Source organism: Chryseobacterium sp. NFX27 (genome assembly GCF_049887855.1).
Lineage (GTDB): Bacteria > Bacteroidota > Bacteroidia > Flavobacteriales > Weeksellaceae > Chryseobacterium.
The window spans coordinates 383,749-410,114 of the sequence record NZ_JAGEKK010000001.1; the positions used below are offsets into that span (position 1 = coordinate 383,749).

Here is a 26,366-nt window from a genome sequence, read left to right on the forward strand (position 1 = left end):
TTTTATACAATGAATTAACAGTAATGGGGTCACAATATAAGAAAACTTAAATAAAAAATAAAAATCTAAGGCTGTATTCCGTCTCATCTGCCTTGCATAAAAAGTGAAATTTTGTTTAATTTACATTGTAGTGTTCAAAGCTCTGCCAGTACTTATCTTTATAAATTTCCAGTGAAATATTATATTGAGAATTTTCTTTTATGATCTGATCAAAAACTTTAGACGGCTGCCTGAAATCCTTGCTTACGAAGTAAATGCTTTTGGAATTATCTGCCGTTTCTCTGCCGATATACAGATGGCCGTCTTTTGGACTGAGAAGCTCTACTGCATAGTCTTCAATGATATTCATCGTATTGTAATCTGCTTCTTCCGGAAAACCGTTATTGTTCCTTCCATCGTAAAGAATTTTCAGAACCGAGATCCATGGATAAGAAGCTTTTGCATCATATTTTAATAAAGACGCATTCACTGTGGCCATAAGCGGCATTCCGTTTTCCAGGGTCGCTTCAAGAAGTGAAAACTGATCTTCAATTTCCAAAACCTGCAGATCTTTATACTTTTCTGTAAATTCTCTTTCTCTCCAAAGAAGAAATTCTTTTAATTTTTCTATGGGAATAAGTTCCTGCGCCGCTTCATTTTTACCTATGATGCTGAAGGTATCAATTTGCGTGGCAAAATTCAATTCACCCAGGAAATTATCCAGGAAAATACAGATCCCCGTCGTAGCAGATTCTCTGTTTTCTTCATTTAAACCATCATATACAAAAGCCAGATCAATCTCATCCGGATAACCTTCTATTTCATTGGAATAAAAATAGATATTATTTTTTGTAAACTCTAAACCGCCCATTTTCAATCCTATGTTTTCAATATCCGTTTCAGGCTTGAGTGCAGTCAACTTCCAATGATCAATCTTGGGGGCGGCGGCAATAAGCTCTTCAGCGAAAATTATTTTTTTCACATCCCCTTCTACCGTAATGATGAGTTCGGCTGTATCATCATCACACATTCCTGAAAGGAAGTAGTAACCGTCGTTTATCTTGCTCAGTTCAGGAGATATCATATCAAAAAACTGTTCTTCAATATGTTCTCTGCCTTTTACAACTTCAAAAAAAGTCTTTTCTTTTGTTAAAAACCAGTCCCAGAAATCCTTATAGGTCCGGGCCTCTTTTTCCGGCTTCTTTTTGCCTAAAATCTTATCGAAAATACCCATATTCTAATGAATTTGAATTCCACTGATATACACATGTTCTGCATTAAGGCTCCCCTGGTTGTAAAGGACGTTCTGGAAATTATCGGTTTTAAACGTTACAAAATCTGCTTTTTTACCGGTTTCCAGTTTTCCTGTGTCTTCAAGACCTAGTGCATAAGCAGCACGGAATGTTATTCCCGCCAATACCTCAGCTGTTGTTAGTTTTTCAAATGTTGCCAGAATAGAAGCCTGGGTAATTAAATTTCCCATCGGTGCAGATCCCGGATTCCAGTCGCTGGCAATGGCCAAAATAGCTCCGGCATCCAGTAATTTTCTGGCTGGTGTAAATTTTTCACCCAATCCTAAACTTGCTCCCGGCAATGCGGTAGCCACTGTATCTGATTGTGCTAAAAACTCAATATCTTCGTCAGCAGTAGCTTCCAGATGATCTGCGGATTTTGCACCCACTTCCACTGCGATCCGGGAACTTCCCGGCGTAAACTGATCTGCATGAACGGTAATGTCAAAACCTAAATCTTTAGTTTTAAGCAGGAAATCCCTGCTTTCTTCAGGCTGAAATGCAGATTTTTCTATAAATATATCTACACGCTGTGCCAATCCTTCTTCTTTTACTTTCGGTAAAATCTCTGTAAGAATATATTCCAGATATTCCTGATTCGTTCCGTCAAAGTCTCTTGGTTTGAGGTGGGCGGAAAGGCATGTGGGAACCAGCCTGGCTTTTGTCTGATCCTGCGCTTTTTTAATGATTCTGAGCATTTTAAGCTCATTCTCCACATCTAATCCGTAGCCACTTTTTATTTCAATCGTTGTAATTCCTAATGAAACCAGGAAGCTGATCCTTTCTACCAATGTTTTTAATAATTCTTCTTCTGAAGCATTTCTCGTGTGCTGTACAGAACTCCAGATCCCGCCGCCGCTTTCTGCTATTTCAAGGTAGGTTTTCCCCGCATTACGCATGGCAAAATCATTGGCACGGTTCCCTCCAAAACATATATGGGTATGTGAATCTACAAATCCGGGAAGAACAATCTGTCCTCCTTCGATAAGTTCCGTTTCTGTATCTGGGTTTTCAGTCTTCAGCATCTTAAAGTTTCCAACGCTCTGAATCAAGCCATTATCAACCAGAATTCCTCCGTCTGTAATAATATCAATTTGCTCATCGGATATTTTTCCTCTTAACGGAAGATCTGCCAACGTAATGATCTGCTTGAAAGGTCCTATTAATTTCATTTGTTTAAGATTAAAGCTACAGCTTGTTTACAATTAAATTTTCATCTCAAAAATACTTAAAATATATCAATGTACTAAATCAAAATGACCTTTAACCTCACCTGTTGTCTTTGCTTTAGCCTTGCAATCATCCTTTTTTGAATCCCTGAATTTTCTAAATCTAATCTTTAACCTTAGTCTAAATTTCCTATCTTTGAGGTAAATGAAATGAATTAATGCCAGATTTTTTACATCCAGATAAGGAAAACTACTCACATGAAGAGCTTATGCAGGAGGAGCAGATCCGTCCGCAGAGTTTTAAAGACTTTGCCGGACAGAGAAAAACTTTGGAAAACCTGGAAGTTTTTGTAAGTGCTGCCAAAAGACGTGGTGGTGCTCTTGATCATGTTCTTCTGCATGGTCCGCCGGGTCTGGGCAAGACAACTTTGGCCAATATTATCGCTAATGAGCTTGGTGTAAGCTGCAAAGTGACTTCCGGTCCTGTTTTGGATAAGCCGGGAAGTTTAGCCGGCTTACTTACCAATCTGGAAGAAAATGATGTTCTTTTTATTGATGAGATCCACCGTTTGTCTCCTATTGTGGAAGAATATCTGTATTCTGCCATGGAGGATTATAAGATCGATATTATGCTGGAAACCGGTCCTAATGCAAGGAGTGTACAGATCGGTCTGAATCCTTTTACTTTGGTAGGGGCCACTACAAGAAGCGGAATGCTGACAAAGCCGATGCTGGCAAGGTTCGGGATCCAGAGCAGGCTTGAATATTATTCTGTTGAGCTTTTATCGATGATCATTCAGCGGAGTTCAAGGGTGTTGGGAAGTAAGATCTATGAAGATGCAGCGATAGAAATTGCCAGAAGAAGCCGCGGAACACCAAGGATTGCAAATGCTTTGTTAAGAAGGGTACGCGATTTTGCTGAAATCAAGGGAAACGGAGAAATTGAGATCAACATTACCAAATATGCATTGAATTCTCTTAATGTGGATGAGTTCGGCCTGGATGAAATGGATAATAAAATCATGCGTGTCATGATAGAAAACTTTAAAGGAAAACCTGTAGGAATTTCTGCGCTAGCTACCTCAATTGCTGAAAATCCTGAAACTCTGGAAGAGGTTTATGAACCTTTTCTGATTCAGGAAGGATTTATCATCAGAACACCAAGAGGAAGAGAAGTGACCGATAAAGCTTATAAGCATTTAAATATAGCCATACCGAGAAATCCTGGAGAATTATTTTAACCATCTATGTTTATTCCAAAATTATACAGAAGTGAAGATCTTGATCTGATGAGGGAAATCATTAGAGATAATGCGTTTGCCTTACTTATTTCTTCCTCTGAGAAAATAAGAGCCACACATGCCATGATGATGCTTAATGAGAATGATCCTGAGAATGTATATGTGGAAACTCATATCTCAAAAGCCAATCCTCAGGCGAAAACAGTAAAAGACGGAGATGAAGTTCTTTGCGATTTTCTGGGAGCTCATACTTATATTTCAAGCAGCTGGTATGACCATATTAATGTTTCAACCTGGAATTATGAAGCTGTTCAGGTGTATGGAAAAGTACAGCTTATGAAGCATGACGAACTTTACCAGCATCTGGAAAAATTAACTTCCAAGTATGAAAGTTTCCAGAAGTGTCCTGTAATGGTACAAGATATGGGAAGGGAGTTTGTGGAAAAGGAAATGAAAGGTGCTTTCGGACTGAAAATAATTCCTACAGAAATATTCATCAAGCAAAAGCTTTCTCAGAACAGAAAGGATCATGATTATCAGAATATTATCTCTGAGCTTGAACATTCGGATGAGAATGGACGAAAAATTGCTGAAAAAATGAAATTAATAAAGAAATAATAATCAAAAATATATATGAAGCTATATCCAATACAATGTGGAAAATTTAAACTGGACGGCGGTGCCATGTTTGGAGTCGTCCCAAAGAGTCTGTGGGAAAAAACCAATCCTGCAGACGAAAGAAACCTGATTGAACTGGGAACGAGATCCCTGCTTATAGAAGACGGCAAGAAGCTTATTCTTGTGGACTGCGGTCTCGGCAATAAACAAGATGATAAATTCTTCGGGCATTATTCGCTCTGGGGAGATGATAATCTTGATAAGAATTTAAAGAAATTCGGTTTTGTAAAAGAGGATATTACGGATGTATTCCTTACCCACCTTCACTTTGACCATTGCGGAGGCGCTATTGAATGGAATGATGACAGAACAGGATACAGACCGGCTTTTAAAAATGCTCAGTTCTGGACCAATGAAAACCACTGGCAGTGGGCTACAGAACCGAATGCAAGAGAAAAAGCAAGCTTTCTGAAAGAGAATATCCTTCCGATGCAGGAAAGCGGACAGCTTAACTTTTTACCTCTTCCTACAACGGGAAATTACGGTTTTGCGCCTGACCTGAAAATGGATGTGATCTTTGTAGACGGACATACGGAAAAGCAGATGCTTCCAGTGATTCAATATCAGGAAAAAACGATTGTTTTTGCGGCGGATCTTATCCCTACTGCAGGACACATCAATCAGGTATATGTAATGGGATATGACACAAGACCTCTTCTGACATTGGAAGAGAAAGGAAAGTTCCTGAAACAGTGTGTAGACAATGAATATCTTCTGTTCTTTGAACATGATGCCCATAACGAACTGGCAAGCCTTAAAATGACTGAAAAAGGGGTAAGATTAGACGAGATTCACAGTTTTAATGATGTTTTTGGATATTAATTTTGATTATGGAAGATTTACATTCAGAAACACAGAAAGCCGAACCGGAACCGGCACCCAAGATAATTGGACTTACCGGTGGTATAGGCTCAGGAAAAACTACTGTAGCCCGTTTTATTGAAGACTTTGGATTTCCTGTTTATTATTCCGATGACAGAGCGAAAACCATTGTCAATGAGAGTGAGGATTTAAAGGTAAAAATAAAAGATTTACTGGGCGATGAAGCTTACGATGCAAACGGACTGTATGACAGAAAATTTGTCGCAGAAAAGGTTTTCAATAATAAGGAACAGCTTCATGAATTAAATGAAATTATTCATCCTGCCGTACGTATTGATTTTGAAGAATGGCTTAAAAAACAGACTAAATATCTGGTGTTCAAAGAAACAGCCTTATTATTCGAATTAAAGCTGAACAGGCAATGTTACAAATCACTTTTGGTCACTGCTGAAGATAATATCAGGGCAAAAAGAGTAATGGACAGGGACGGAAAAACCTACCGCGAAGTAGAATCTATCATGGAAAAGCAGATGCCTGAAAAGGATAAGATAAAACTGGCAGACTGTATTATTTACAATAACACCAACCTGGAGGATCTTAAAGAACAGACCGAAAGGGTCATCTTCAGTATTGAATAAAAGAACCTGGTCGGAAACAATTCTGACGAGACTGTTAATCACTTTCGGAAAGCAATCAGAGATTTACATCTCATAATAAACGAAAAGACTGTTCATAAGAGCAGTCTTTTCGTTATTACAATTTAAGATTTATCTTTTAATAAATTTTCCCTGAATAGAATTCCCCTGATCCTGGATATCAATTACATATACACCACTGACTAACTGGCTCACGTCAAGTTTATTATTTAACAATATTCCGCTTGCCACCAGCTTACCTGCCTGATAGAGTTTATAATTAGCTTTTTTACTGATATTCCTGACATTCAGAACACTGCTTGCCGGATTTGGATAAAAGAGGAAATCACTTTGATTTACCGTGTTAAATACCCTGTTTTTAAAGATATTTACTTTATAATCTTCCACTTCTCCTTCCGGAAAATTCGTACATATCACTGGAATATCATTTCTTCTCATCGCAACCCTCATGACCACATATTTATCATGAGTCGTACTTACAAATGCATTTGCCGGCACACTAAATATTCCTTTAACAGGGGTTACCGTGTTGGGACCTGAAACCCATACTCTTTCATCAATTCCAAATTCTCCATCCCTGTTGAAATCTATCCATACTGCAATTCCTTCATTATAATTTATACCTGTCCACTTTTTCTCGATTGTAATCTCATTACCGGTAGAGCCCTGAACCAATTCAATCAATGTTTCCGGAATTCCTGTATAGTCTGTATAGACTGATGCAGCTGATGTATTCTCCATCACAGGCCTGCCCGTAGGTTTAACGATAACTTTTGCAATGTGCTCTCCAGTTGAGCTTCCTGAGGCCATACCACAGTAAATTACTGTAGGAGTGGTAAAAAAGTAGAGAGGTGTAAAGCTGCCATATGTACCATTACAGATGTTGGCAACCTGAAGTTCATATTTAGTAAGCTCTGTTAAACCTGTTAATGTATAAATGTTATTAGGTGTCTGAATTTCTGTCCAGTTCGGAATCCCTACTTTCCTATACCTCAAAACATAAGTGGCTCCAGAGAAAGTATCCCATGTGATTTGTGCTGATGCAGGCAGAAGCTGCAGAATCGTAAGCCCTGAAGGTGGCATTTCGCAGGTTCTTTCCGTAGTAAATACTTTTGAATTTGAGAATGTTTCAGGGGGACACTGGCTTGCTACCTGAATTTCATATGTTTTGCCGGCAGTAAGACCTGAAAGCATAAAGGTATTTGCAGGAGGTACCGGTAAATTGACAAGATTCCATGGGATGGCCCCCACTTCTCTCCATCTCATTTTATACGTCAGGTTTGCAGCCACCGGTGACCACGCTATTGAAGCTGAATTGGCTGTAATATTACTTACAGTTACATTCGGAGGTACCGGATTACATTTTGTTGTAAATTCATTATGAGAATAAGTTCCTGTTACACCATTACACAATACAGCTATTTCTATTTCGTATAAAGTATCCGGTAATAAGTTTGTTAAATTAATAGTGTTTGCAGTAGCCGGAGGAAATGCTATCGGTTGATTTACGGTACTCCATGTCGCTGTACCCACGGCTCTGTATCTGATCTGATAAGAATCTGCTCCATTATCCAAGGGCCAGGTTATAGAAGCTGAATTATGAGTAACGCCATTGATTGATACTATGGGTATATTTGTGCTGCATATTTCTGTAGTAAAGCCAGGACCCTGCACCCAGGCACTTTTATTTGAAAGACCGCATACGGAACGTACCCACCAAAAGTAGGAAGTGTTTACCGATAACTGTGATAAATTAGCTGAAACATTATTTGAAGTTCCTGTTGCAACTGTTCCATTGTTGGGAGTATTATTTACGGCTGAAATATAATATTCGTACCCGTTAGCAGGGGCCTGAGCAGGTGCTGTCCAGCTTAAGCTTGCAGTGGTAGGTGTAACTGCTGTTACGGATAGCCCAGTTGGATGAAAACAAGCGTTAATTAAAATATTATCTACAGTAGCCGGTGGCTGGGTACCAACACTGGCATTATTGGTCCATTCAAACACTAAACGCATATTAGCTCCTGCAAACGTACTTAAATTCACATTGTTATTAATATAAGCCTGCCAGGTGCCCTGTCCATTATAATCAGCTCCTACTTTTATTCTTCCTGCTGCTGGAGTAATTTGTACTCCCGCTACAGGAGTATAACTGGTAGGAACGAGCCAGATTCTTAGGTAATCCTGAACATTCTCACCTGCAGCTCGCCAATGGAAAGACACACTGCAAACTGTAGTTCCCGCAGGAATACTAATATCCTTATGGGCATGAACAACACTGGCGGCAGCTATATTATAATTATTTGCAGCTGCTATCGTGTTAGATATATAAATAGCCTTAGGTGGATTTCCCGAGGCAGCGCCATAAACCCATTTATTGGCTTGTGAGCTGTTTACAAAAGTAAAATTGCCATTGGTGTCAAAGTTCTCGCTATATGGAAAAGTCGAAATTGTTGGAGTACATGCATTTGTTATAAAAGCAATAAGGACAAGGTACAATAACGTTGTTAATAAAGAATAATTTTTAATCATAGCTTTTTCTGTATTTAATTTTGCATCACCTATCTAGTTCTTTTTTGATTTATGGGTATGGACAAATTACTTATCCATAGGTCATAAAATATTTTTAAAGGTATTCCCATCCCTAACTATACAATCAAATTAATAAACATTAGCCAGATTGTGAAACAAAAAATCCTTCAGACTAATAAATTTACATTAATCCTATTATTTTAATAAGTAATTTAACAAATGTATAACAAACCAAATAAATTAACAAACACAAAACAATAAAAGAGAGAAAATATTAAAAACAAATCTAAAAGCATATTATAAGTAAAAAAAATTCACCACATGGAGATTATAACGTAAAAAAATCATGCGAAATACATTCATAAAAAAAGCCCTCATTTCTGAGGGCTTTCTGTATTTGATATTTAATATTATTCTTTAATAAACTTCTTTTGAACTGTTATACCGTTGTCTTCGATATCAATTACATAAATACCGTTGATCAGTTTGCCAACGTTAATCTGGTTGTTAAGCAGTATACCGTCACTGATGATCTGTCCTGTAGAATTGTAGATCTTATATTTAGCTCTTTTGCTGATATTCTTCACATACAATACTGAGCTTACCGGGTTAGGGTAAATCAGAATTTCTGTCTGGTTCACAGAGTTTGGTACTCCCGGTTTAGCAATTCTTACTGAGTAATCCTCTACTTCCCCATTGTCAAAATTAGTACAGTTCACCGGAACTCCGTCTCTCATCATAGCCACTCTCATTACTACATACTTGTAGTTGGTCATGCTTATGTAAGCATCTACAGGTACGTTGAATGTTCCTGTAACAGGACTTGTAGTGTTTGGAGGTGATGTAAATACTCTTTCATCAAGATCAAAGTATCCGTTTCTGTTGAAATCGATCCATACGGCGATCCCTTCAGGATGGTTAGTTCCGTTCCATTTTTTCTCGATCGTAATCTGATTTCCGGTAGATCCCTGAACCAATTCTATGAAGGTATCAGGTACTCCTGTATAATTCGTATAGCTTGAAGGTCCAGAAGCATTTTCCATTTTAGGTCTTCCGTTTGGAACTACCGTAACTTTGGAAATATGTTCGTTAACTGCATTTTGAGATCCCATCTGGCAGTAGATCACTGTAGGTGTCGTGAAATAGTATGGAGGAGTGTATGCACCCGGCGTACCGTTACAGATGTTCACAACCTGCATTTCATATTTCGTCTCTTCCAATAATCCTGTTATGGTGTAAGTATTCGTTGTTAAAGGAACATTGGTCCAGCTCGGAATACCTACTTTTCTGTATCTCAGGACATAAGTTGCTCCAGGGAAACCGTCCCATATAACTTCAGCCGATGTAGGAGTAAGCTGAGTGATAGTTAATCCCGGAGGAGGAAGCTCACATGTTCTTTCCGTAGTAAATACTTTCGGATTTGAATATGGGTTAAGAGCACTTTCTCCAACACATTTATTGGCAACTCTCACTTCATATTTTGTATACGGATCCAAACCTCCTAATAAATAAGTATTGGTAGGAGGAGCAATGTTAGGAACCTGAGTCCAGGTAGGAGCTCCTACTTTTCTCCATTCCAGTGTATAGGTAGAGCTCGCTGCAAGCGGTGCCCAAGTAATCAGTGCAGAGTTTGTGGTAATATTACTTACTGTAACATTCGGAGGCGTAGGATCACATCTTGTTACAAATGTTTTTACAGGTGTGAATGTACCGATAACGTCTCCACAAACAGCAGCCACCTGAACTTCATAGATTGTAGCCGGCGTTAAACCGTTCAATACAAGTGGAAGGTTATTTAACAATGCTGAAGCGTATACTTCTGTCCATGCTCCCGGAGGCGTTGCCTGAACTCTGTATCTTACAAAATAAGTTACATTGGTTGCCGAACCTGTTAATGTAAGTGTGGCAGAATTATGAGTCGGGGTGATGGTAGGTTGGTTTGGTGTTGCATTGCTGCAAGGTCTGATTTTTACTGCATAATCTTCAACCTCCCCATTTACTGCATTCTGGCATAATACAGGAGCACTGCTTCGCTTAAGCACCACTCTCATTGTAGTTGTAAGAAGACCTGTATAAGCTGTTCCCGGAACATCAAATGTTGCAGTAACAGGAGTTGTAGTACTCGGTGTTGAGCTTATAATCTGTTCTGAGGTTTCAAAAACTCCGTTTCTGTTGTAATCTATCCACGCTGACACTGCATCATTGCTTGTTGCACCTGTCCATCCTTTTGCTACAGAGATTTTATTATTAAAAGAACCTGCATCAAGAGTGATTAATGTTTGAGGTGTTGAGTAGCTTGTATAGTTAGTCTGTACAGTGGTATTGCTCATCACCGGAACTCCAGGGTTAGAAGATGTAACGGTTACATTTGCTATGTGGTCGTTAGTTCCTGTACCTGTCATTGGACAGTATGATAATGGTGGTGTCGTAAATGTTGATGAAGGACTATATGCTCCTAATGCTCCGGTTCCACATTGTGTAGCAACCTGTACGTTATAGGTAGTCTGTTCTGTAAGACCGGTAATCGTGTATGTACTTACACCGGCAGCTAAAGTTTGCGTCTGCCAAGCTCCTGAAGGAGCAACTCTCCATCTTATGGTGTACGTAGCATTTATTGCTCCAATCCAAGATACGTTTACTGTGGTAGACGTAAGATTGGTAAGCGTAAGACTCGCAGGTGGTGCTGTAGTACATGCCGGCTGATCTATTAATTTCACAGCATAATCTTCTACCTCACCCCAATTGAAATTTCCACATGCAGCAGCAGTAGCAGATTCTCTTAAGGCTACACGCATACGGGTATTAAGCGTACCTCCGTAAACAGCAGTACCGGAAGGCACCGCAAATGTAGCTGTTACCGGAGTGGTTGTATTACTTCCTGATGTTAAAACTTGTTCACTCGTTTCAAATACACCATTTCTGTTAAAATCTATCCAAACACCAGTTCCAAAAGAATACTGAGTGCCTGGCCAGCTTTTAGCAATAGAAATTGAATTACCCGCAGATCCTCTTACTAGTGTAATTAATCTGGCAGGATCCGTACTATAATCTGTATAGTTGCTAAAATCTGAACTACTAACCATTACGGTTGAGTTAGTAGGTGTCACTGTGACTTTACTAATAAACCCATCAATTGTAGTGCTGGTTGATGTTGATGTACAGTAGCTAATTGCAGGTGTAGTAAAGAATACTCCTGTTGAGAATGCTCCTTGTGTTCCGCCACAAATTGTAGCTATCTGAACTTCATACTGAGTTTGTTCTGTTAAGCCTGTAATAAGCTGGTTACTTGCTAATACAGCAGTGGTAGGAAGAGTGATCCATGCACCGGCAGGCGCTTGTCTGTATCTTACCACATAGCTTGCTCCTGTAGCTGCCGCCCATGTAACGTTGGCTGAAGTAGGTGTTAAGTTATTTACTCCAATGTTAGTTGGAGGAGTATTACTACAAGCCTGCAGATCAATAAGTTTTACGGCATAATCTTCTACTTCACCCCATATAAATGTTCCACAAGCTGAAACTGAAGAGCTTTCTGCTAAACCTACTCTCATACGAGTCGTAAGATTCCCACCATAAACAGCTGTACCGGAAGGTACCGCAAAGGTAGCAGTCAATGGAGTAGTTGTATTACTTCCTGATGTTAGCACACGTTCGTTTGCTTCGAAAATACCATTTCTGTTAAAATCGATCCAAACTCCTGTGCTAAAGCCATATTGATAACCCGGCCAATTTTTCGTAACAGTAACTGTATTATTTGCACTACCTCTTACAAAAGTAACTAATCTTGCTGGATCTGTACTGTAATCAGTATAATTACTGAATCCAGAGGTACTTACCATAGAAGGAGCCGCTGTTGCATTAACAGCAACCTGACCAATATAACCATCTATTGTTGCACTTGTAGAAGCGGCAGAACAATAGCTGATAGCTGGAGTTGTAAAAGTTGAACTCGCTGAAAATGCACTCTGTGTACCTCCACAAATGGAAGCTACCTGGACTTCATACTGAGTTTGTTCTGTTAAACCTGAAATAAGCTGGTAACTTGCTAATACAGCAGTGGTAGGAAGAGTGATCCATGCACCGGCAGGCGCTTGTCTGTATCTTACCACATAACTTGCTCCAGTAGATGGCGTCCATGAAACATTAGCTGAAGTCGGTGTTATACTCCCTACTGCAATACCAGCAGGAGGTGCAGTTGTACAAGGCTGTAAACTTACACTTACCAACTGTAATCTTGGGATGTTATCATATCTTGATGATGCAGTGGGAGGTGCTGTAGGGTTAGGATCTGTAGTATCATTATAATAAAGAATACCTCTGTTGGTTCCTGCATTATAATTTCCCCAACCTGTTCCCGGGGATCCTGAATACCCTGGAGTATTCTCATCAACCCCTACAACAATATTATCGGTTCCGTTCCACAGGAATGGAGTTGATAACTGAAGGGTCACCCAGTTTCCACTTGTTATAGCAGGTAATGTTCCTGAGAAAACTTGTGTTAATGAAGTTGCAGGCACCCAACTGGTTGTAGTAGCAAAATTGGCTTGGGTTGTATGTCCCATATATACTACCCAATCACTATAATTGGTTTGTGGCAATACAGCTGAATCAACGTAAAATTTTATAGCTGTAATATAATTTGCCGTTCCGACAGCAGCCGAAACTTCAGCAGCAGTATAGATCTGCTGAGAATAATTATATCCATAATATGAATATATAGGAAGTTGAACCATGGAGGTAGTTCCCGCCCCAATCTGCCCCGTTTGACCATAGACTTTGGAAACAAAGCCTATATTTACTAAACACAGAAAGAGTATTAAAGAAGTAAAGAGTTTCTTCATAATGTTCTCATTATTATATTAATTACACAAATCTAATAATTTTTTCACTATTAATGTATTAATTCAAATATTTTTTACTTAAAATAACAACAATAACTCATTCTATGCATTAAAACACAAAATCCTCAGGAGAGCCTGAGGATTTTATATTATTATTAATTCCTGTTATTTCTTGATAAATTTGGATCTGAACTGATCTCTTCCTTTTTCATCAATTGTGATGACGTATCCGCCCTTCACCAAAGTTGAAACATTGATCTTTCCGTCATTAATATTTCCATTTCCTACCAGCTGACCGGCAGTATTGTAAATTTTATAGGCAGCTTTATCTGAAACTTTAGTTACATTCAGAATATCGCTTACCGGGTTAGGATAAATCTGGATATCGTTATTTGGATTACTAACATCGCTTGTACTCAAAGCAACCTGAATCTGAACAGGATAATCTTCAATTTCACCATAGGCAAAACCGTTACATCCATTTACAGGCTGATCTTCGTAAGCCAAAACGACTCTCATTATAACTTTTTTGTCTGTATATGCATTTGCAGGGACTGAAAATGTTCCTGAAACAGGTGTTGTTGTATTTGAAGCACTGGTAAAAATCATTTCAGAATCTGTAAAGTTACCATCCCTATTGAAATCTATCCAGGCAGTTACTCCTTCATCATATTGGGTAGCTGTCCATGCTTTTGTAACACTGATTGCATTACCCGAGCTACCCTGTGTAAGGGTAATCACCTTTGAAGGATCAGCTGTATAATCTGTATAAGTAGAAGCTGTACTGGTATTGGAGACAGCTGCCATTCCAACCGGAGTTACAGAAACATTTGAAATATATTCATCATCAGAACTTCCTGTCGCATTGGTACAGTATGCATAAGCCAGGGTGCTAAAGTTTGTACTTGCAGAATAGCTGCCTGTAGTAGTTCCACATATATTCGCTACCTGCACTTCATACTGAGTGGTATCTTCAAGACCGGTAATATAATAAGAATTCGTTGGAACGCTTACTGTAATCCAGTTGGAAGTTCCCGTTTTTCTGTATCTTAAAGAATAGGTAGCTCCCTGAACCGGTGTCCAGCTAATATTCGCTGAAGAAATCGTTAGCCCTGAAGCAGCAACTCCAGCGGTAGCCGTTGAAGAACACGCCGCCATTGAAGCAGATACTGTCGCATTTCCTATGGCATAGAAAACATTTCCTATGGCACTTACTCTGATTTTTATATTGGCACCTGTAGCAAGGGGAGAGAATGTAAATGCCTCCGCTCCGTCGTTCGGTGTAGAAGGTGAAAGTACAACCCATGTAATTCCGTTATCTGCAGTATAATCTATCTTAACGTTTTGTGTATTATATAAACTGCCATTGGTATTGACAACATCCCAGGTTATAGCGCTTGCAGCATTGTTATAAACTGTAGTTGAGGTAACTTTAAAAGGTCCGTCATTGGCTACGTTAATATTCTGAAGCTCAGAATTGGTCTGCTGTTGAGTGACAATCGGGCTGTTATCTCTTGCCGTAAACACAAAACTTGTTGACCTCGCTCTGTTTGATACGGTTTCCCAATCTGTTGCAGAAGAAAGGTTCCCTGCCAAAACAGTACTTAGCTTTGGAAAATATCTTGTAGCTGAAGTAGACGGTAATATGGATCTGAATAATGGACCTGCGCCTGTATTACCATTCACAGAAGTAACCGTAGCCGCAGCATTATCAAACTGCTCCCAGGTATAAGTCATAGGATTACCTTCAGGATCAATGGCATTTCCCGTAAGTGCGAATGCCGTACCTTTAGGAATTGAATAGGCATTTAAAGGAGAGATCACCGGCGGATTGTTGGTAACAGAAGTTTCAACATCACAGGTTTTAGCAACCATATTATTCTGAACCTGAAGAATACTTACAACATGAAAGTAAGGATCGGAATTCAACTGAACGTTAGCTCCTGTAATACCTGCATATCCCATAATAGTGGATCCTGATCCCGGTTCCATATTAACACCTGAACCTTCAAGGGCATGAGAAAAGGTATGATTAGCTCCTAACTGGTGTCCAATTTCATGAGCTACGTAATCAATATCAAATGTATCCCCCTGTGGAATAGCATTGGCTGGCGAAGTAAATCCGGACCCTTTTGCCTTAGTGGTAGGAGTGGCAGGGTTTACGCAGATACACCCGATACATCCTGCATTTCCTCCACCTCCGCTTCTTCCGAATAAGTGTCCGATGTCATAATTTTCATTTCCTACTACACTGGTAAGCGTCTGCTGAAGCTGAACGTTCCAGTTATTCATCTGAGAAGCGGGAGAATAAGGATCGGTAGCAGCATCCATATAGACCAATGTAGGATAGTTCACCATATTAAGGTGTATTCCCATATCTTTTTCAAAAACACCATTCACTCTTGAAAGTGTTGCATTCATTCCTATAAGAGCTCCTGCCAGGGTTCCACCGAAAAAGGCAGTATATTCTCCGGTTACAGAAAGTGCAAGTCTCAGAGTCCTGTACTTTTTGTCTGAAGATTTAGAAAAATCCGAGTTATTATTAGCAAAAGATTTATGAGTATTGTAAAGTTTTGCAATTTCACTTTTAGAAAGGATATCTTCATCCATAGAGCACAGGAAACCTTGTGATCCTGTACCTTTTGTTTTCCCGTGTACACCATAAATGGTTTTGGAAGTATTCTGGGGTTCGATAAATTGATACACTCCATCTTTAATAATCATAGACTGAAAATCGTTCGGAGCCAGTGAAAACCTCAAATATTTTGAAGGGTCGTCAACACCAACACCTACATATGAACCCAGCTGGTATTGATCTGCAAGATCTTTAGCAATAACAGGAAAGCTGTAAACATTGAATCTTTCAATTTTACCATCTAAAGTAGGAAGTGAAACAGCAACAGGCTTTGCATTCTGCCCCATTTCCTGCGCTCCCGCAAGCTGTGTTCTCAATAAAGAAATATCCAGAGAGTAGTATTCTTTGATATCCGACCGCTGTATTACTTCTCCGGACCGTCCTGTAGACGGGGTCCACTGTGCGGTAGCAGCAGCAAACATACAGAGAGAAAATACTGAAGTAAAAATTTTCTTCATAATTCTTAAATATTAGATTAATTTCACAAATATAACATTTCTATTAAAATAAAGTTATCAAATAACAAAGAATAATAAATAATAAACATAAATTCATTTAGTTAAAAACTTACCACAGCAACAAAAATCCCCAGACATATCTGAGGATTCATTATTATAAAAATGATTTTATTTTAAAATTTATAGGCAATATTCCAGGCAAAGCCCATATTGAATTTCGTTGAGCTTTTACCAAATCCGGGAACGATCATTGGTGTAATCTCATCCTGTTTGGTGGTGTATACCAAATACTTCGGCTGAAGATTGATATCTATATAAAAGTTGGATTCAAACAGCTGTACTCTTCCTCCCAAAGTTCCTTCTACCCAGGCAGAGGTTTGTGATGAGGAAGGAAATGCCACAGAGGAAGTGCTGCCCCCAAATCCGCGGACCGGGACTGCCATATACTCCTGATTGTAGAATGCACCTCCTATCTTACCTCCTGCATAAAAACCGTTGAATTCATTTTCAGGATCTTTTGCCAGCATATAAAAAGCACCCAGCTTTACAAAAGGGCCGCTTGCTTTTGCATCATAGCCGTTCTTTTGATATACGTTTTTCTCAAAACCGGCTTCTGCAATAGCATGAATATTTCCTTTCACTTTTGATGAAATAAAACCCTGGTAAAGCATTCTATCCGAAAAAAAAGAAACACCCGTATTAAGAATATCAAAACCTACCATAAAATTCGGTTTGTATTTCTCCTGGACTTTCTTGGCTTCCTGAGTTTCTTTTTTTTCCTGGGCGAACCCGGCTATTCCTATTATGCTAAAAAAGAAGGAAAAGATTAGTCTTGTCTTCATTCTCAATTTGGTTTTGTCCTGCTTCCACTTTCAGGACAGGATTTGATTGTATTAATTCTGAGGTTAAATTCTCGTACGTTTTTTTGATCCCGCATCCCGGAGAAACATAGGCGTTTTTTGTTGTATAATTAACGCGAACGTGAGATTCTACCCCTTTATCTTCAAGTCTGAAATAAACATCCGTATAAGGTGAATCATCCACTCGTAAAGGAATAAGCCTTGAATCGATTTTCTCAGCTTTTCCCAGCTGTACTTTACCAGAGCCGTAATCTACGGCTACATATAATGAATCCAGAGTAGTTGCTTTTCCTGATGCCAAAGACTTGAATGCCACTTTCATTCTGGGCGTCCCTTCACCGCTTTCGCAGATATCGTCATCTCCTCCACAGGAAAAAAGCATTCCTACAAAACAGATTATCACGAGAAATTTAAAATACTTCATATTAAGATTTGAAATTCAAATTTAAATAAATTTATTTTTTAATCAGCAATGCTATATTTTCCACGTGATGGGTTTGCGGAAACATATCTACCGGAAGAATTTTCACCAAAGTATAATGTTCTTTCATCAAGGCAAGATCTCTTGCCTGTGTTGCTGAATTGCAACTTACATAGACTACTTTTTCCGGAGCAAGTTTCAATATCTGCTCCACCACTTTCTGATGCATTCCATCTCTTGGCGGATCGGTAATTAAAACATCTGCTTTCGGATGATTTTCTAAAAACTCATCGTTAAAGACATTTTTCATATCTCCACAATAGAATGTTGTATTGGTAAGACCATTTAATTCAGCATGTTCAATGGCTGCATCTATGGCTTCCTGAACAGATTCTATACCTATCACCTGTTTTGCATTTCTGGCAACATACTGGGCAATAGTTCCTGTTCCTGTATACAGATCATATACTACTTCATGACCTTTCAAATCAGCAAACTCTAATGTTTTTCTGTAAAGCTCCAAAGCCTGTTTGTAATTGGTCTGAAAGAATGATTTTGGTCCAATCTTAAACTTCAGTCCATCCATTTCTTCCATCAGGAAACCTTCTCCAAAATAGATATTGATATCCAGATCGTAAATAGAATCGTTCTGCTTCGGATTGATGGCGTAAACCAGTGTTTTAATCTGTGGAAATTTCTCCAGCAAGAACTGGAAAAGCTTTTCTCTGTTTTCTTTTTCTTCTCTGTAAAGCTGGAATAAAACCATCCATTCGCCTTTAGAGTTCTGCCTCATCATTAAGGTTCTCAAAAAACCTTCCTGATTTCTGACATCAAAGAAATCCAACCCATTGTTTACACCATAGTTTTTTACCGCTAAACGTATAGCATTGGAGGGCTCTTCCTGCAGGAAACATTCTTTCAGGTCCAGGATCTTACTCCACATTCCGGGAATATGGAAACCTAAAGCATCTTTGCTTCCGAAATTCTCTTCAGAGCTTATTTCGTATTGGGTAAGCCATCTCGCATTGGAAAAGGAAAACTCCATCTTATTTCTGTAGAAATACTGTTCTTCGGCACCTAAGATGGGAACGGTTTCAAAATTGTCAATTCCGCCGATTCTTTTAATATTATTATATACTTCTTCCTGTTTGAAATCAAGCTGTTTTTCGTAGCTCATGTTCTGCCACTTGCATCCACCGCATGTTCCGAAATGAATACATTTGGGATCTACTCTGAATGGCGACTTCTCCACAATTTCTGTGGTTTCTGCCTCATAGTATTTAGATTTGGATTTTTTCACTCTGGCATTGACTATATCCCCGGGAACGGCTCCGGAAATAAGTACGGTCTTTCCTTCTTCGGTTTTTCCTATTGCAACGCCTTTTGCACCGGCACCAAACAGTTTAATGTTTTCAAGAATTATATCTTTCTTCTTTCTCATCCCTAAACTCAATTTCTTTTAATGGTCGGAGGAGCTCTCCAGCTCATCCTAAACTCTATTTCTATTTTCTAACACAGCCGAAAGAATCTTCCGGTTTGATTCCGCAAAAATACAATAAAAAAAACCTTATCCGAAGATAAGGTTTCCATCTATGTTAAAGTTTATTATTTTGTTGGGGCAGGCTGAGGATTCACAGGCTGTGCTGAAGGATCCATCGCTCCCGGCTGCATTTGAATATTTGGCTGTACTTTCGGCGCAGAAAGACCTGTAAGTTTATCCAAAACCGTTACGACTTCCTGTTCGCCAAGATTTACAAAAGATCTGCTTGCAATTTTGCCATCTTTGTCCACAATCACAAAGCAAGGCAGTTTAAATCCGTAAACTCCGTATTTTTTAGCGATCTCTGATTCTAAACCTTTTTCTCCGTAAACATTTGTTCCCGGAATTCCCTTCAGTAATGCACTGCTGGTTTTTACAAACTGATCTTTAGTATCATCTACGTTTACAAAAACAAAGTTCATTTTAGACTTATAGAAATTTACTACTTCTTTTAGTACCGGAACTGTAGCTTCACTTATGTAAGGATTCCAGGATGCGTAAAAGAACAGCATGTATGGTTTTCCTTTATTTTCAGAAAGCTGATAAGATTTACCGTCTGCTTTCACTAATGCTGCTTCCGGCGCAGCTTCACCTACTTTAACTCCATTGATTGCTACCTGCATTTTAACCAGATCTGCTTTGATGCCAGCATCCGTAATATCTGTATCGATGATTTTTTTAACTTTCTCCGTATTTTTTGCAGGGGCACCCGGATGAATATCCTGAGCTACTACAAATGCCAACAGATAATCCTTGGCAGTCTGTGAAATTTCTTTTCTGTCTTTCAGGAACTGTGCAAAAATTTCAGAAGTGATAACATCTGTTTTACCTTTCGTTTTTGCCTCAGCATATTTTTGAAAATCAGGGCTCATTTTTACAAGAAGATACTGTCTGTATAACGGAATGGTTTTCACCATGACATCTTTATTCCCTTCCAGTTTTGTTTCGTAATCCTGGAAAGCTTTTGATACTTTAAATGATGGATTCCCTGACATCTGGCGCTGTGACATTTCATAGTTGGCAAGAAGGTTAAGGATCGTTACTTTCACATCATTCTTTTTCCATTCTAAGATTCCTTTGCTTGGATTATTTTTTTGCGCAACATCTTCTACGTTTTTATTGATGTCGGCTTCAATTTTCTGAGCTCCTTTCAGGAAGGTTTTTTCATCTCCTGACATTAACTGCTGGATGTTGATTTTACTTCCATATTCTCCTAAGAACTTTTGGCTGGCCTGAAGGAAATCATTATTCTTCTTAGCATCTCCCGTTACTACAAATTCATTTGGGAAAGTCATTGCATTTCCGGAAATATTCAGGTTCTGACCGCCTTCAAGATAAATCAGGTTTTGTCTTCCTGCATAGTTGATGACGTACATTCCATCTTTAGGAGCTTCAAAGCTTCCTGTAAAGTTTCCATTTTTATCTAAACCAATATTAACAAGCGGAAGGGTTGCTACACCAGAAGCTTCAACAAATTCAATTCTTTCGAGTGGTGAACTTCCGGTAATTTTTCCTTTAACTTCAACTTTTTTTGAACAAGACATCACAAAAGCTGTGATGATAAACAATAAAAGATATTTTTTCATTTCAATTTTAATATTACGCAAAAATACGTTTTTTACGGTTTGCTGATTAACACTATTTATTTTTTTTGAAAATTTTATGAGAACCTGTAAAAATGGGACTTTAAGGGCCTTCTTTTCTTTAAAATCTCTCACCAGAAAAGGAATCTCAAAAAATGACAATCCTTTTCTCACACATTCAAGTGCTCACCAAATATAGACTTATTAAATCAAAGAATATCTTATCTGATCAACACCTTAACAAATTTTAACAGCTAAAGCATATGTATAAAAAAATCGTCTCCATAATGAAGACGATTTTTTATATATTTTGAATAGTTTCTATCCCTGATCTACCATAGCAGCCATATATTCTCTGTTCATTCTGGCAATGTTTTCAAGAGAAATTCCTTTCGGACATTCCACTTCACATGCTCCGGTATTTGAACAGTTTCCGAATCCTTCTTCATCCATGGCTTTCACCATGTTCAGAACTCTTCTTTTGGCTTCTACCCTACCCTGAGGAAGTAAAGCAAACTGAGAAACCTTAGCTCCTACGAATAGCATTGCAGATCCGTTTTTACAAGTAGCTACACACGCCCCACATCCGATACATGCTGCTGCATCCATTGCTTTGTCTGCATCTTCTTTAGGAACCGGAATAGCATTGGCATCTAATGTATTACCTGAAGTATTCACAGAAATAAATCCTCCGGCAGCCATTACCCTGTCGAATGCGCTTCTGTCTACCATTAAGTCTTTGATAACCGGGAACGCTGCGCTTCTCCAAGGTTCAATAACGATAGTTTCACCGTCTTTGAACATTCTCATGTGAAGCTGGCAAGTCGTAATCCCTGTATCCGGACCATGTGCTCTACCGTTGATATAAAGGGAACACATCCCGCAGATTCCTTCACGGCAATCGTGGTCAAAAGCGATAGGTTCTTTTCCTTCGTTAATAATATTTTCATTCAGGATGTCCAACATTTCTAAGAATGAAGAATCTGTAGAAACATCTGATATCTTGTAGGTCTCAAACTGACCTTTAGTTTTGCTATTTTTTTGTCTCCAAATTTTTAGGGTAAGATGAAGGCCTTTTTTTGCACTCATAATTATTTATTTATAGGTTGGAGATTATTTGTAACTTCTTGCTTTAACTTCAATGTTTTCATAGATCAGATCTTCTTTATGCAGCACTTCCGTTGTGATATCATCTGTTTGATATTCCCAAGCTGCTACATATTTGAAGTTAACATCGTCTCTTTCAGCTTCACCTTCAGGAGTAGCATGGTCTTCTCTGAAATGTCCTCCACAAGATTCGTTTCTGTGTAATGCATCGATTGCCATTAATTGTCCTAATTCGATGAAATCTGCCACTCTGAAAGCTTTTTCAAGCTCAGTGTTCATTCCATCTGCATCACCAGGAACTTTCACATCGCTCCAGAATTCTTTTTTCACCTGAGCAATTTCAGCAATAGCTTCTCTCAAACCTTCAGGAGTTCTTCCCATTCCTACTTTATTCCACATAATGTGTCCTAATTTTTTGTGGAAATGATCTACTGAGTGAGTTCCTTTATTATTTAAGAAGAAATTTACTTTGTCTTTAATTTCTTTTTCAGCCTGATCGAATTCGCCGGAAGTTGTAGGAATTGTTCCTGTTCTGATATCTGCAGAAAGATAATCTGCAATTGTATAAGGAAGTACGAAATATCCGTCTGCCAACCCCTGCATCAAAGCAGAAGCTCCCAATCTGTTAGCTCCGTGATCTGAGAAATTTGCTTCACCGATTACGAAACACCCAGGAATGGTAGACTGAAGGTTATAATCTACCCAAACACCACCCATTGTGTAGTGAACGGCAGGATAGATCTTCATTGGAGTTTTATAAGGATCATCAGCCGTAATTTTTTCGTACATCACGAATAAGTTACCGTATTTTTCCTCAATCCAGGCTTTTCCTAAATCATAGATCTGCTGATCTGTAGGATTATGAATATGTTTTTCGATAGCGGCTTCCTTACCCTTTTTAATAATCTCTGTAGAGAAATCTAAGTAAACACCTTCTTTAGTATCATTATTTTCGATTCCGTAACCAGCATCACATCTTTCTTTACCAGCTCTCGACGCAACGTCTCTAGGCACTAAGTTTCCGAATGCAGGATATCTTCTTTCTAAATAATAATCTCTATCTTCTTCTTTAATATTTTCAGGTCTAAGCTTTCCTTCTCTGATCGCTACAGAATCTTCAATTTTCTTGGGAACCCAGATTCTTCCTGAGTTTCTTAATGATTCTGACATCAAAGTCAGTTTAGACTGCTGTGTTCCATGAACCGGAATACAAGTCGGGTGAATCTGTACATAACAAGGGTTGGCAAAATACGCTCCTTTTTTATGGATTTTCCAAGCCGCTGAAACGTTGGATCCCATTGCGTTTGTAGAAAGGAAATATACGTTTCCATAGCCTCCTGAAGCAATAACCACAGCGTGAGCAGAGTGTCTTTCGATTTCACCTGTTACCAGGTTTCTTGCGATAATTCCTCTTGCTTTTCCGTCTACAATTACCAATTCCATCATTTCATGACGGTTGTACATTTTAATTCTTCCTTTACCAATCTGACGGCTCATTGCAGAATAGGCTCCTAGCAATAACTGCTGTCCGGTCTGTCCTTTTGCATAGAATGTTCTTTTTACCTGAACTCCACCAAATGAACGGTTATCTAACTGACCGCCGTAATCTCTTCCGAAAGGAACACCCTGCGAAACGCACTGGTCAATAATATTGGCAGAAACCTCAGCTAATCTGTAAACGTTGGCCTCTCTTGCTCTATAGTCACCACCTTTGATGGTGTCATAGAATAATCTGTAGGTAGAGTCACCATCACCCTGATAGTTTTTAGCAGCATTGATACCTCCCTGTGCAGCAATTGAGTGTGCTCTTCTTGGAGAATCCTGGTAGCAGAACGCTTTTACGTTATATCCCTGCTCAGCTAAAGTAGCTGCTGCAGAACCTCCTGCCAAACCTGTACCTACAACAATAATATCAATCTTATCTCTGTTGTTTGGTGCAACAAGGTTCATATGGTCTTTATGATGCTTCCATTTATCCTTTAAAGGACCAGCCGGAATTTTTGAATCTAATTTACTCATAATTGGTATACTGATATTATTGAGTTACGAAGTGATAAATTGCAATAAAAATAAAACCTGCAGGAATAAGGATTGAGTACCATTTTCCAAAAGCTTTGATTACCGGAGTATATTTCGGATGTCTTGCCCCAATAGACTGGAACGAAGATTGGAAACCGTGGGCTAAATGCAGTCCCAGCAAAACAAAAGAAACTACATATAAAACCACTCTCCAAAGATCTGCAAACTTTGCGTGCAGGTCTCCCCAGAAACGTGTTTCTTCAATCGGCAGTCCGTCAATATATTTGTAGTTCATTTCGTGAAGCCAGAAATCATACAAATGAAGAAAAACAAAAGCCAAAATCACAGCACCGGAAATAATCATATTTCTTGACATCCACGTAGAATTGTGAGAAGGATTGTTTGAATTGTATTTCACAGGGCGTGCTTTTTGGTTTTTAATTTCCAAAACAAACCCCATTACAAAATGGAAAACGACAGCAAATATCAAAATTGGCTGCATTACAAATTGAATAAGAGGATTGTACCCCATGAATTGCGAAGCATTGTTGTACGCATCCTCACCAAAAACCGACAAAAGGTTTACAGAAAGGTGCATCACAAGAAATATCAGCAAAAACATAGCCGACAATGCCATAGCATATTTTCTACCTATCGTAGAACTCGTTAAACCTGCCATATAAGTTTACATTTGATTTTCCACAAAATTAAGAAATGTTAACTATATCAAAAAGTGAGAAATCTCACAATTAGACAGTTTGTAATCTTTCTAAATAAGAATCTATCGCATTATTTAAAGGAAAAGAAGAAATGTACTGTTTATTTTTTCAAATCATAAATTCTGCCATTATACACTACCTTTTCTGCTGTTTGGGGAAAGGTTTTTATTTCCATGATCTGAATGCGTCTTGAAGAGCAGTATGGACCGGTTATAAATTTTAAAATTTTCTTTTCATCAGAATTTTCCGCTATCCAGAAACATGCCTTACTTCCTATCTTCACTGATAATACTTTAGTTTTATTAAAATCATGAAGCAGTATCTCTTCTTTCTGATTTTCAAAAATAGTAAACCCTGTTCTGATTATAAAAAACACTAAAACCATCGCCGCCACCCTGGTTAAATTTTTAAAATTGATTTTTAAAAGCAATGATCTCAGCATATAAATGACAACAGACAAAGATGTTACTTCAGCAATATTCATCGCTATATTTGAATAAAACAGCATCTCCCTCCCTGAAAACCAGTGAATAAGGCTCAATAAAACCTGGATAGATCCGTCATATAAAAAATTGATCCACGTAAAATCGATCTTCAAACCGATGAGAACCGTCATTAAAAAAGAAAATACGATCAATATTTCTGAAAATGGTACAATCAGAATGTTAGCAGGTACAGAAACCAGCGAAAACTGGTGAAAGTAATAAAGAACCAGCGGAAGTGTCGCCAGTTGTGCAGAAAGAGAAATGGTTATGGTATTGCAGATTATTTTTTTAAAATAATTATTCTGCTTTGGGAAATATTTCAAAAACGGCTGGTTTAACCAAAAAATCCCCAACACAGCAATAAAGCTGAGTTGAAAACCAACATCGAAAAGCTGCTGTGTATCAACAACTAAAATAATCATTGCCGATAATGAAAGGGAATGAAGCAGATCCGGTTTTCTCTGGAGAAGTACATAAACAAAATATACCGTCAACATAATGCAGGAACGTATCACAGAATTTCCAAAACCAATGAATACAGCAAACAGCCAGATAAAAACAATACTGGAAATAACTGCATATTTTCTAAACCGGAGAGGGCTGAACCGTGTCAGTAAAAAGTAGAACATTCCAAAAATAACGACAATATGTGTTCCTGAAATAGCTAATAAATGAACCATTCCGGACCTGTTGAAATCCTCTACCGTTTCAGAATCCATTTCTGTTCTGTCTGCCAAAATAATTCCTTTCAAAAATTCCCGGCTTTTCGGGGACATATCAACCTGATTAATTTTTTGTAATATTTCTAATCTATGTTGCCGGATCCGCTCATTCAGGCTTAAACCTTCTCTCTCTGCAGAGGAAATACTTTTGGATATATAACACTGATATTCAATATTTTTCCTTTTTAAATACCTTGCATAATCAAACTGAAAGCTGTACTGCGGAAATTTTGTTTTTGACAGGTAAGCATCGGCTTTATAATAATGCTCAAAATCAAGTTCTTTATTTGTTTTAGGAATATAGAGAACGGCATTGAAATTTTCTTTTCCTGCACGGATAACGGCTTCATATTTTTTGTTTTTTTCTGTAGAATTCAGTTTTTTTGAAATCTTAAAAAACACCGTTCCGTTTTGAGGAACAGACAGGTTACCGGACGGAAAAGTATTAAAAAAATGAAGGATTATCCCGGCTCCGAAAAACATCAATCCCAGCAGTATTGCTTTTGTTTTATGCAGAAAATAAGAATTCAAAAAATATAAAACGAAAATTGATAAACAGCTTGCAAAAACTATATAAATCATAGTTTTATCCAGTAAAAATCTATCCTTAAGG

The 26,366-nt window shown here is 38.4% G+C and carries 17 protein-coding genes; 4 read left to right on the forward strand and 13 right to left on the reverse strand.

The annotated features are described in order from the left end of the window. Window positions 1-115 precede the first annotated feature (115 nt). Window positions 116-1,213, reverse strand: a complete 1,098-nt coding sequence (locus J4Q03_RS01830; RefSeq protein ID WP_426046520.1) for a DUF695 domain-containing protein — start codon at window positions 1,211-1,213, stop codon at window positions 116-118. Between the two features lie 3 nt (window positions 1,214-1,216). Continuing rightward, complete coding sequence (gene hutI / locus J4Q03_RS01835) at window positions 1,217-2,443, reverse strand: imidazolonepropionase (RefSeq protein WP_426046521.1); 1,227 nt, start codon at window positions 2,441-2,443, stop codon at window positions 1,217-1,219. Window positions 2,444-2,658: 215 nt separating this feature from the next. Between hutI and ruvB the strand changes: the two genes are divergently transcribed. Genes ruvB through coaE form a run of 4 tightly spaced genes read left to right on the forward strand, consistent with a single transcriptional unit; the run spans window position 2,659 to window position 5,819 of the window. Beyond that, the gene (ruvB, locus tag J4Q03_RS01840) at window positions 2,659-3,681 is read left to right on the forward strand and encodes a Holliday junction branch migration DNA helicase RuvB (RefSeq protein ID WP_426046522.1); all 1,023 of its coding nucleotides are present in this window, start codon (window positions 2,659-2,661) and stop codon (window positions 3,679-3,681) included. 6 nt (window positions 3,682-3,687) lie between these two features. Then, window positions 3,688-4,299, forward strand: coding sequence for an FMN-binding negative transcriptional regulator (locus J4Q03_RS01845; RefSeq protein ID WP_426046523.1), 612 nt, complete (start codon window positions 3,688-3,690; stop codon window positions 4,297-4,299). 15 nt (window positions 4,300-4,314) lie between these two features. Continuing rightward, the gene (locus J4Q03_RS01850; protein ID WP_223560327.1) at window positions 4,315-5,181 is read left to right on the forward strand and encodes an MBL fold metallo-hydrolase; all 867 of its coding nucleotides are present in this window, start codon (window positions 4,315-4,317) and stop codon (window positions 5,179-5,181) included. An 8-nt stretch (window positions 5,182-5,189) separates the two neighbouring features. Beyond that, a complete protein-coding gene (gene coaE, locus J4Q03_RS01855) occupies window positions 5,190-5,819 on the forward strand; it encodes a dephospho-CoA kinase (protein ID WP_426046524.1) in 630 nt (209 codons plus the stop codon). 129 nt (window positions 5,820-5,948) lie between these two features. On the opposite strand, the gene J4Q03_RS01860 is transcribed toward coaE, so the two are convergent. From J4Q03_RS01860 to J4Q03_RS01910, 11 genes are all read right to left on the reverse strand, one after another. After that, window positions 5,949-8,366 (reverse strand): fibronectin type III domain-containing protein, encoded by a 2,418-nt coding sequence (locus tag J4Q03_RS01860; protein ID WP_426046525.1) that lies wholly within the window; start codon window positions 8,364-8,366, stop codon window positions 5,949-5,951. Window positions 8,367-8,776: 410 nt separating this feature from the next. Continuing rightward, the gene (locus tag J4Q03_RS01865; RefSeq protein ID WP_426046526.1) at window positions 8,777-13,204 is read right to left on the reverse strand and encodes a GEVED domain-containing protein; all 4,428 of its coding nucleotides are present in this window, start codon (window positions 13,202-13,204) and stop codon (window positions 8,777-8,779) included. Window positions 13,205-13,369: 165 nt separating this feature from the next. Further along, window positions 13,370-16,297, reverse strand: coding sequence for a reprolysin-like metallopeptidase (locus J4Q03_RS01870; RefSeq protein WP_426046527.1), 2,928 nt, complete (start codon window positions 16,295-16,297; stop codon window positions 13,370-13,372). 173 nt (window positions 16,298-16,470) lie between these two features. Next, entirely contained in the window at window positions 16,471-17,139 is a 669-nt protein-coding gene (locus J4Q03_RS01875; protein WP_426046528.1) for a DUF6048 family protein, read from the reverse strand. Continuing rightward, the gene (locus tag J4Q03_RS01880) at window positions 17,105-17,581 is read right to left on the reverse strand and encodes a DUF6452 family protein (protein WP_426046529.1); all 477 of its coding nucleotides are present in this window, start codon (window positions 17,579-17,581) and stop codon (window positions 17,105-17,107) included. The genes J4Q03_RS01875 and J4Q03_RS01880 overlap by 35 nt, the downstream gene beginning before the upstream one ends. A 31-nt stretch (window positions 17,582-17,612) precedes the next feature. Beyond that, window positions 17,613-19,019 (reverse strand): 23S rRNA (uracil(1939)-C(5))-methyltransferase RlmD, encoded by a 1,407-nt coding sequence (gene rlmD, locus J4Q03_RS01885; RefSeq protein ID WP_426046530.1) that lies wholly within the window; start codon window positions 19,017-19,019, stop codon window positions 17,613-17,615. Window positions 19,020-19,183: 164 nt separating this feature from the next. Then, window positions 19,184-20,704: a TlpA family protein disulfide reductase gene (locus J4Q03_RS01890; protein ID WP_426046531.1), complete on the reverse strand. Its 1,521-nt coding sequence runs from the start codon at window positions 20,702-20,704 to the stop codon at window positions 19,184-19,186. A gap of 318 nt (window positions 20,705-21,022) precedes the next feature. Further along, on the reverse strand, window positions 21,023-21,790 hold the full coding sequence (locus tag J4Q03_RS01895) for a succinate dehydrogenase/fumarate reductase iron-sulfur subunit (protein WP_034701967.1): 768 nt from the start codon (window positions 21,788-21,790) through the stop codon (window positions 21,023-21,025). Between the two features lie 24 nt (window positions 21,791-21,814). After that, window positions 21,815-23,827, reverse strand: a complete 2,013-nt coding sequence (locus J4Q03_RS01900; RefSeq protein ID WP_426046532.1) for a fumarate reductase/succinate dehydrogenase flavoprotein subunit — start codon at window positions 23,825-23,827, stop codon at window positions 21,815-21,817. A gap of 16 nt (window positions 23,828-23,843) precedes the next feature. Continuing rightward, window positions 23,844-24,506 (reverse strand): succinate dehydrogenase cytochrome b subunit, encoded by a 663-nt coding sequence (locus tag J4Q03_RS01905; protein ID WP_116012267.1) that lies wholly within the window; start codon window positions 24,504-24,506, stop codon window positions 23,844-23,846. Window positions 24,507-24,646: 140 nt separating this feature from the next. Next, window positions 24,647-26,335 (reverse strand): ComEC/Rec2 family competence protein, encoded by a 1,689-nt coding sequence (locus tag J4Q03_RS01910; protein ID WP_426046533.1) that lies wholly within the window; start codon window positions 26,333-26,335, stop codon window positions 24,647-24,649. Window positions 26,336-26,366 lie beyond the last annotated feature (31 nt).

What these genes read in the sequence shown, in the direction of transcription:
- J4Q03_RS01830 (WP_426046520.1), bottom strand. Translation starts at nt 1,213, where the DNA reads ATGGGTATTTTCGATAAGATTTTAGGCAAAAAGAAGCCGGAAAAAGAG.
- hutI (WP_426046521.1), bottom strand. Translation starts at nt 2,443, where the DNA reads ATGAAATTAATAGGACCTTTCAAGCAGATCATTACGTTGGCAGATCTT.
- ruvB (WP_426046522.1), top strand. Translation starts at nt 2,659, where the DNA reads ATGCCAGATTTTTTACATCCAGATAAGGAAAACTACTCACATGAAGAG.
- J4Q03_RS01845 (WP_426046523.1), top strand. Translation starts at nt 3,688, where the DNA reads ATGTTTATTCCAAAATTATACAGAAGTGAAGATCTTGATCTGATGAGG.
- J4Q03_RS01850 (WP_223560327.1), top strand. Translation starts at nt 4,315, where the DNA reads ATGAAGCTATATCCAATACAATGTGGAAAATTTAAACTGGACGGCGGT.
- coaE (WP_426046524.1), top strand. Translation starts at nt 5,190, where the DNA reads ATGGAAGATTTACATTCAGAAACACAGAAAGCCGAACCGGAACCGGCA.
- J4Q03_RS01860 (WP_426046525.1), bottom strand. Translation starts at nt 8,366, where the DNA reads ATGATTAAAAATTATTCTTTATTAACAACGTTATTGTACCTTGTCCTT.
- J4Q03_RS01865 (WP_426046526.1), bottom strand. Translation starts at nt 13,204, where the DNA reads ATGAAGAAACTCTTTACTTCTTTAATACTCTTTCTGTGTTTAGTAAAT.
- J4Q03_RS01870 (WP_426046527.1), bottom strand. Translation starts at nt 16,297, where the DNA reads ATGAAGAAAATTTTTACTTCAGTATTTTCTCTCTGTATGTTTGCTGCT.
- J4Q03_RS01875 (WP_426046528.1), bottom strand. Translation starts at nt 17,139, where the DNA reads ATGAAGACAAGACTAATCTTTTCCTTCTTTTTTAGCATAATAGGAATA.
- J4Q03_RS01880 (WP_426046529.1), bottom strand. Translation starts at nt 17,581, where the DNA reads ATGAAGTATTTTAAATTTCTCGTGATAATCTGTTTTGTAGGAATGCTT.
- rlmD (WP_426046530.1), bottom strand. Translation starts at nt 19,019, where the DNA reads ATGAGAAAGAAGAAAGATATAATTCTTGAAAACATTAAACTGTTTGGT.
- J4Q03_RS01890 (WP_426046531.1), bottom strand. Translation starts at nt 20,704, where the DNA reads ATGAAAAAATATCTTTTATTGTTTATCATCACAGCTTTTGTGATGTCT.
- J4Q03_RS01895 (WP_034701967.1), bottom strand. Translation starts at nt 21,790, where the DNA reads ATGAGTGCAAAAAAAGGCCTTCATCTTACCCTAAAAATTTGGAGACAA.
- J4Q03_RS01900 (WP_426046532.1), bottom strand. Translation starts at nt 23,827, where the DNA reads ATGAGTAAATTAGATTCAAAAATTCCGGCTGGTCCTTTAAAGGATAAA.
- J4Q03_RS01905 (WP_116012267.1), bottom strand. Translation starts at nt 24,506, where the DNA reads ATGGCAGGTTTAACGAGTTCTACGATAGGTAGAAAATATGCTATGGCA.
- J4Q03_RS01910 (WP_426046533.1), bottom strand. Translation starts at nt 26,335, where the DNA reads ATGATTTATATAGTTTTTGCAAGCTGTTTATCAATTTTCGTTTTATAT.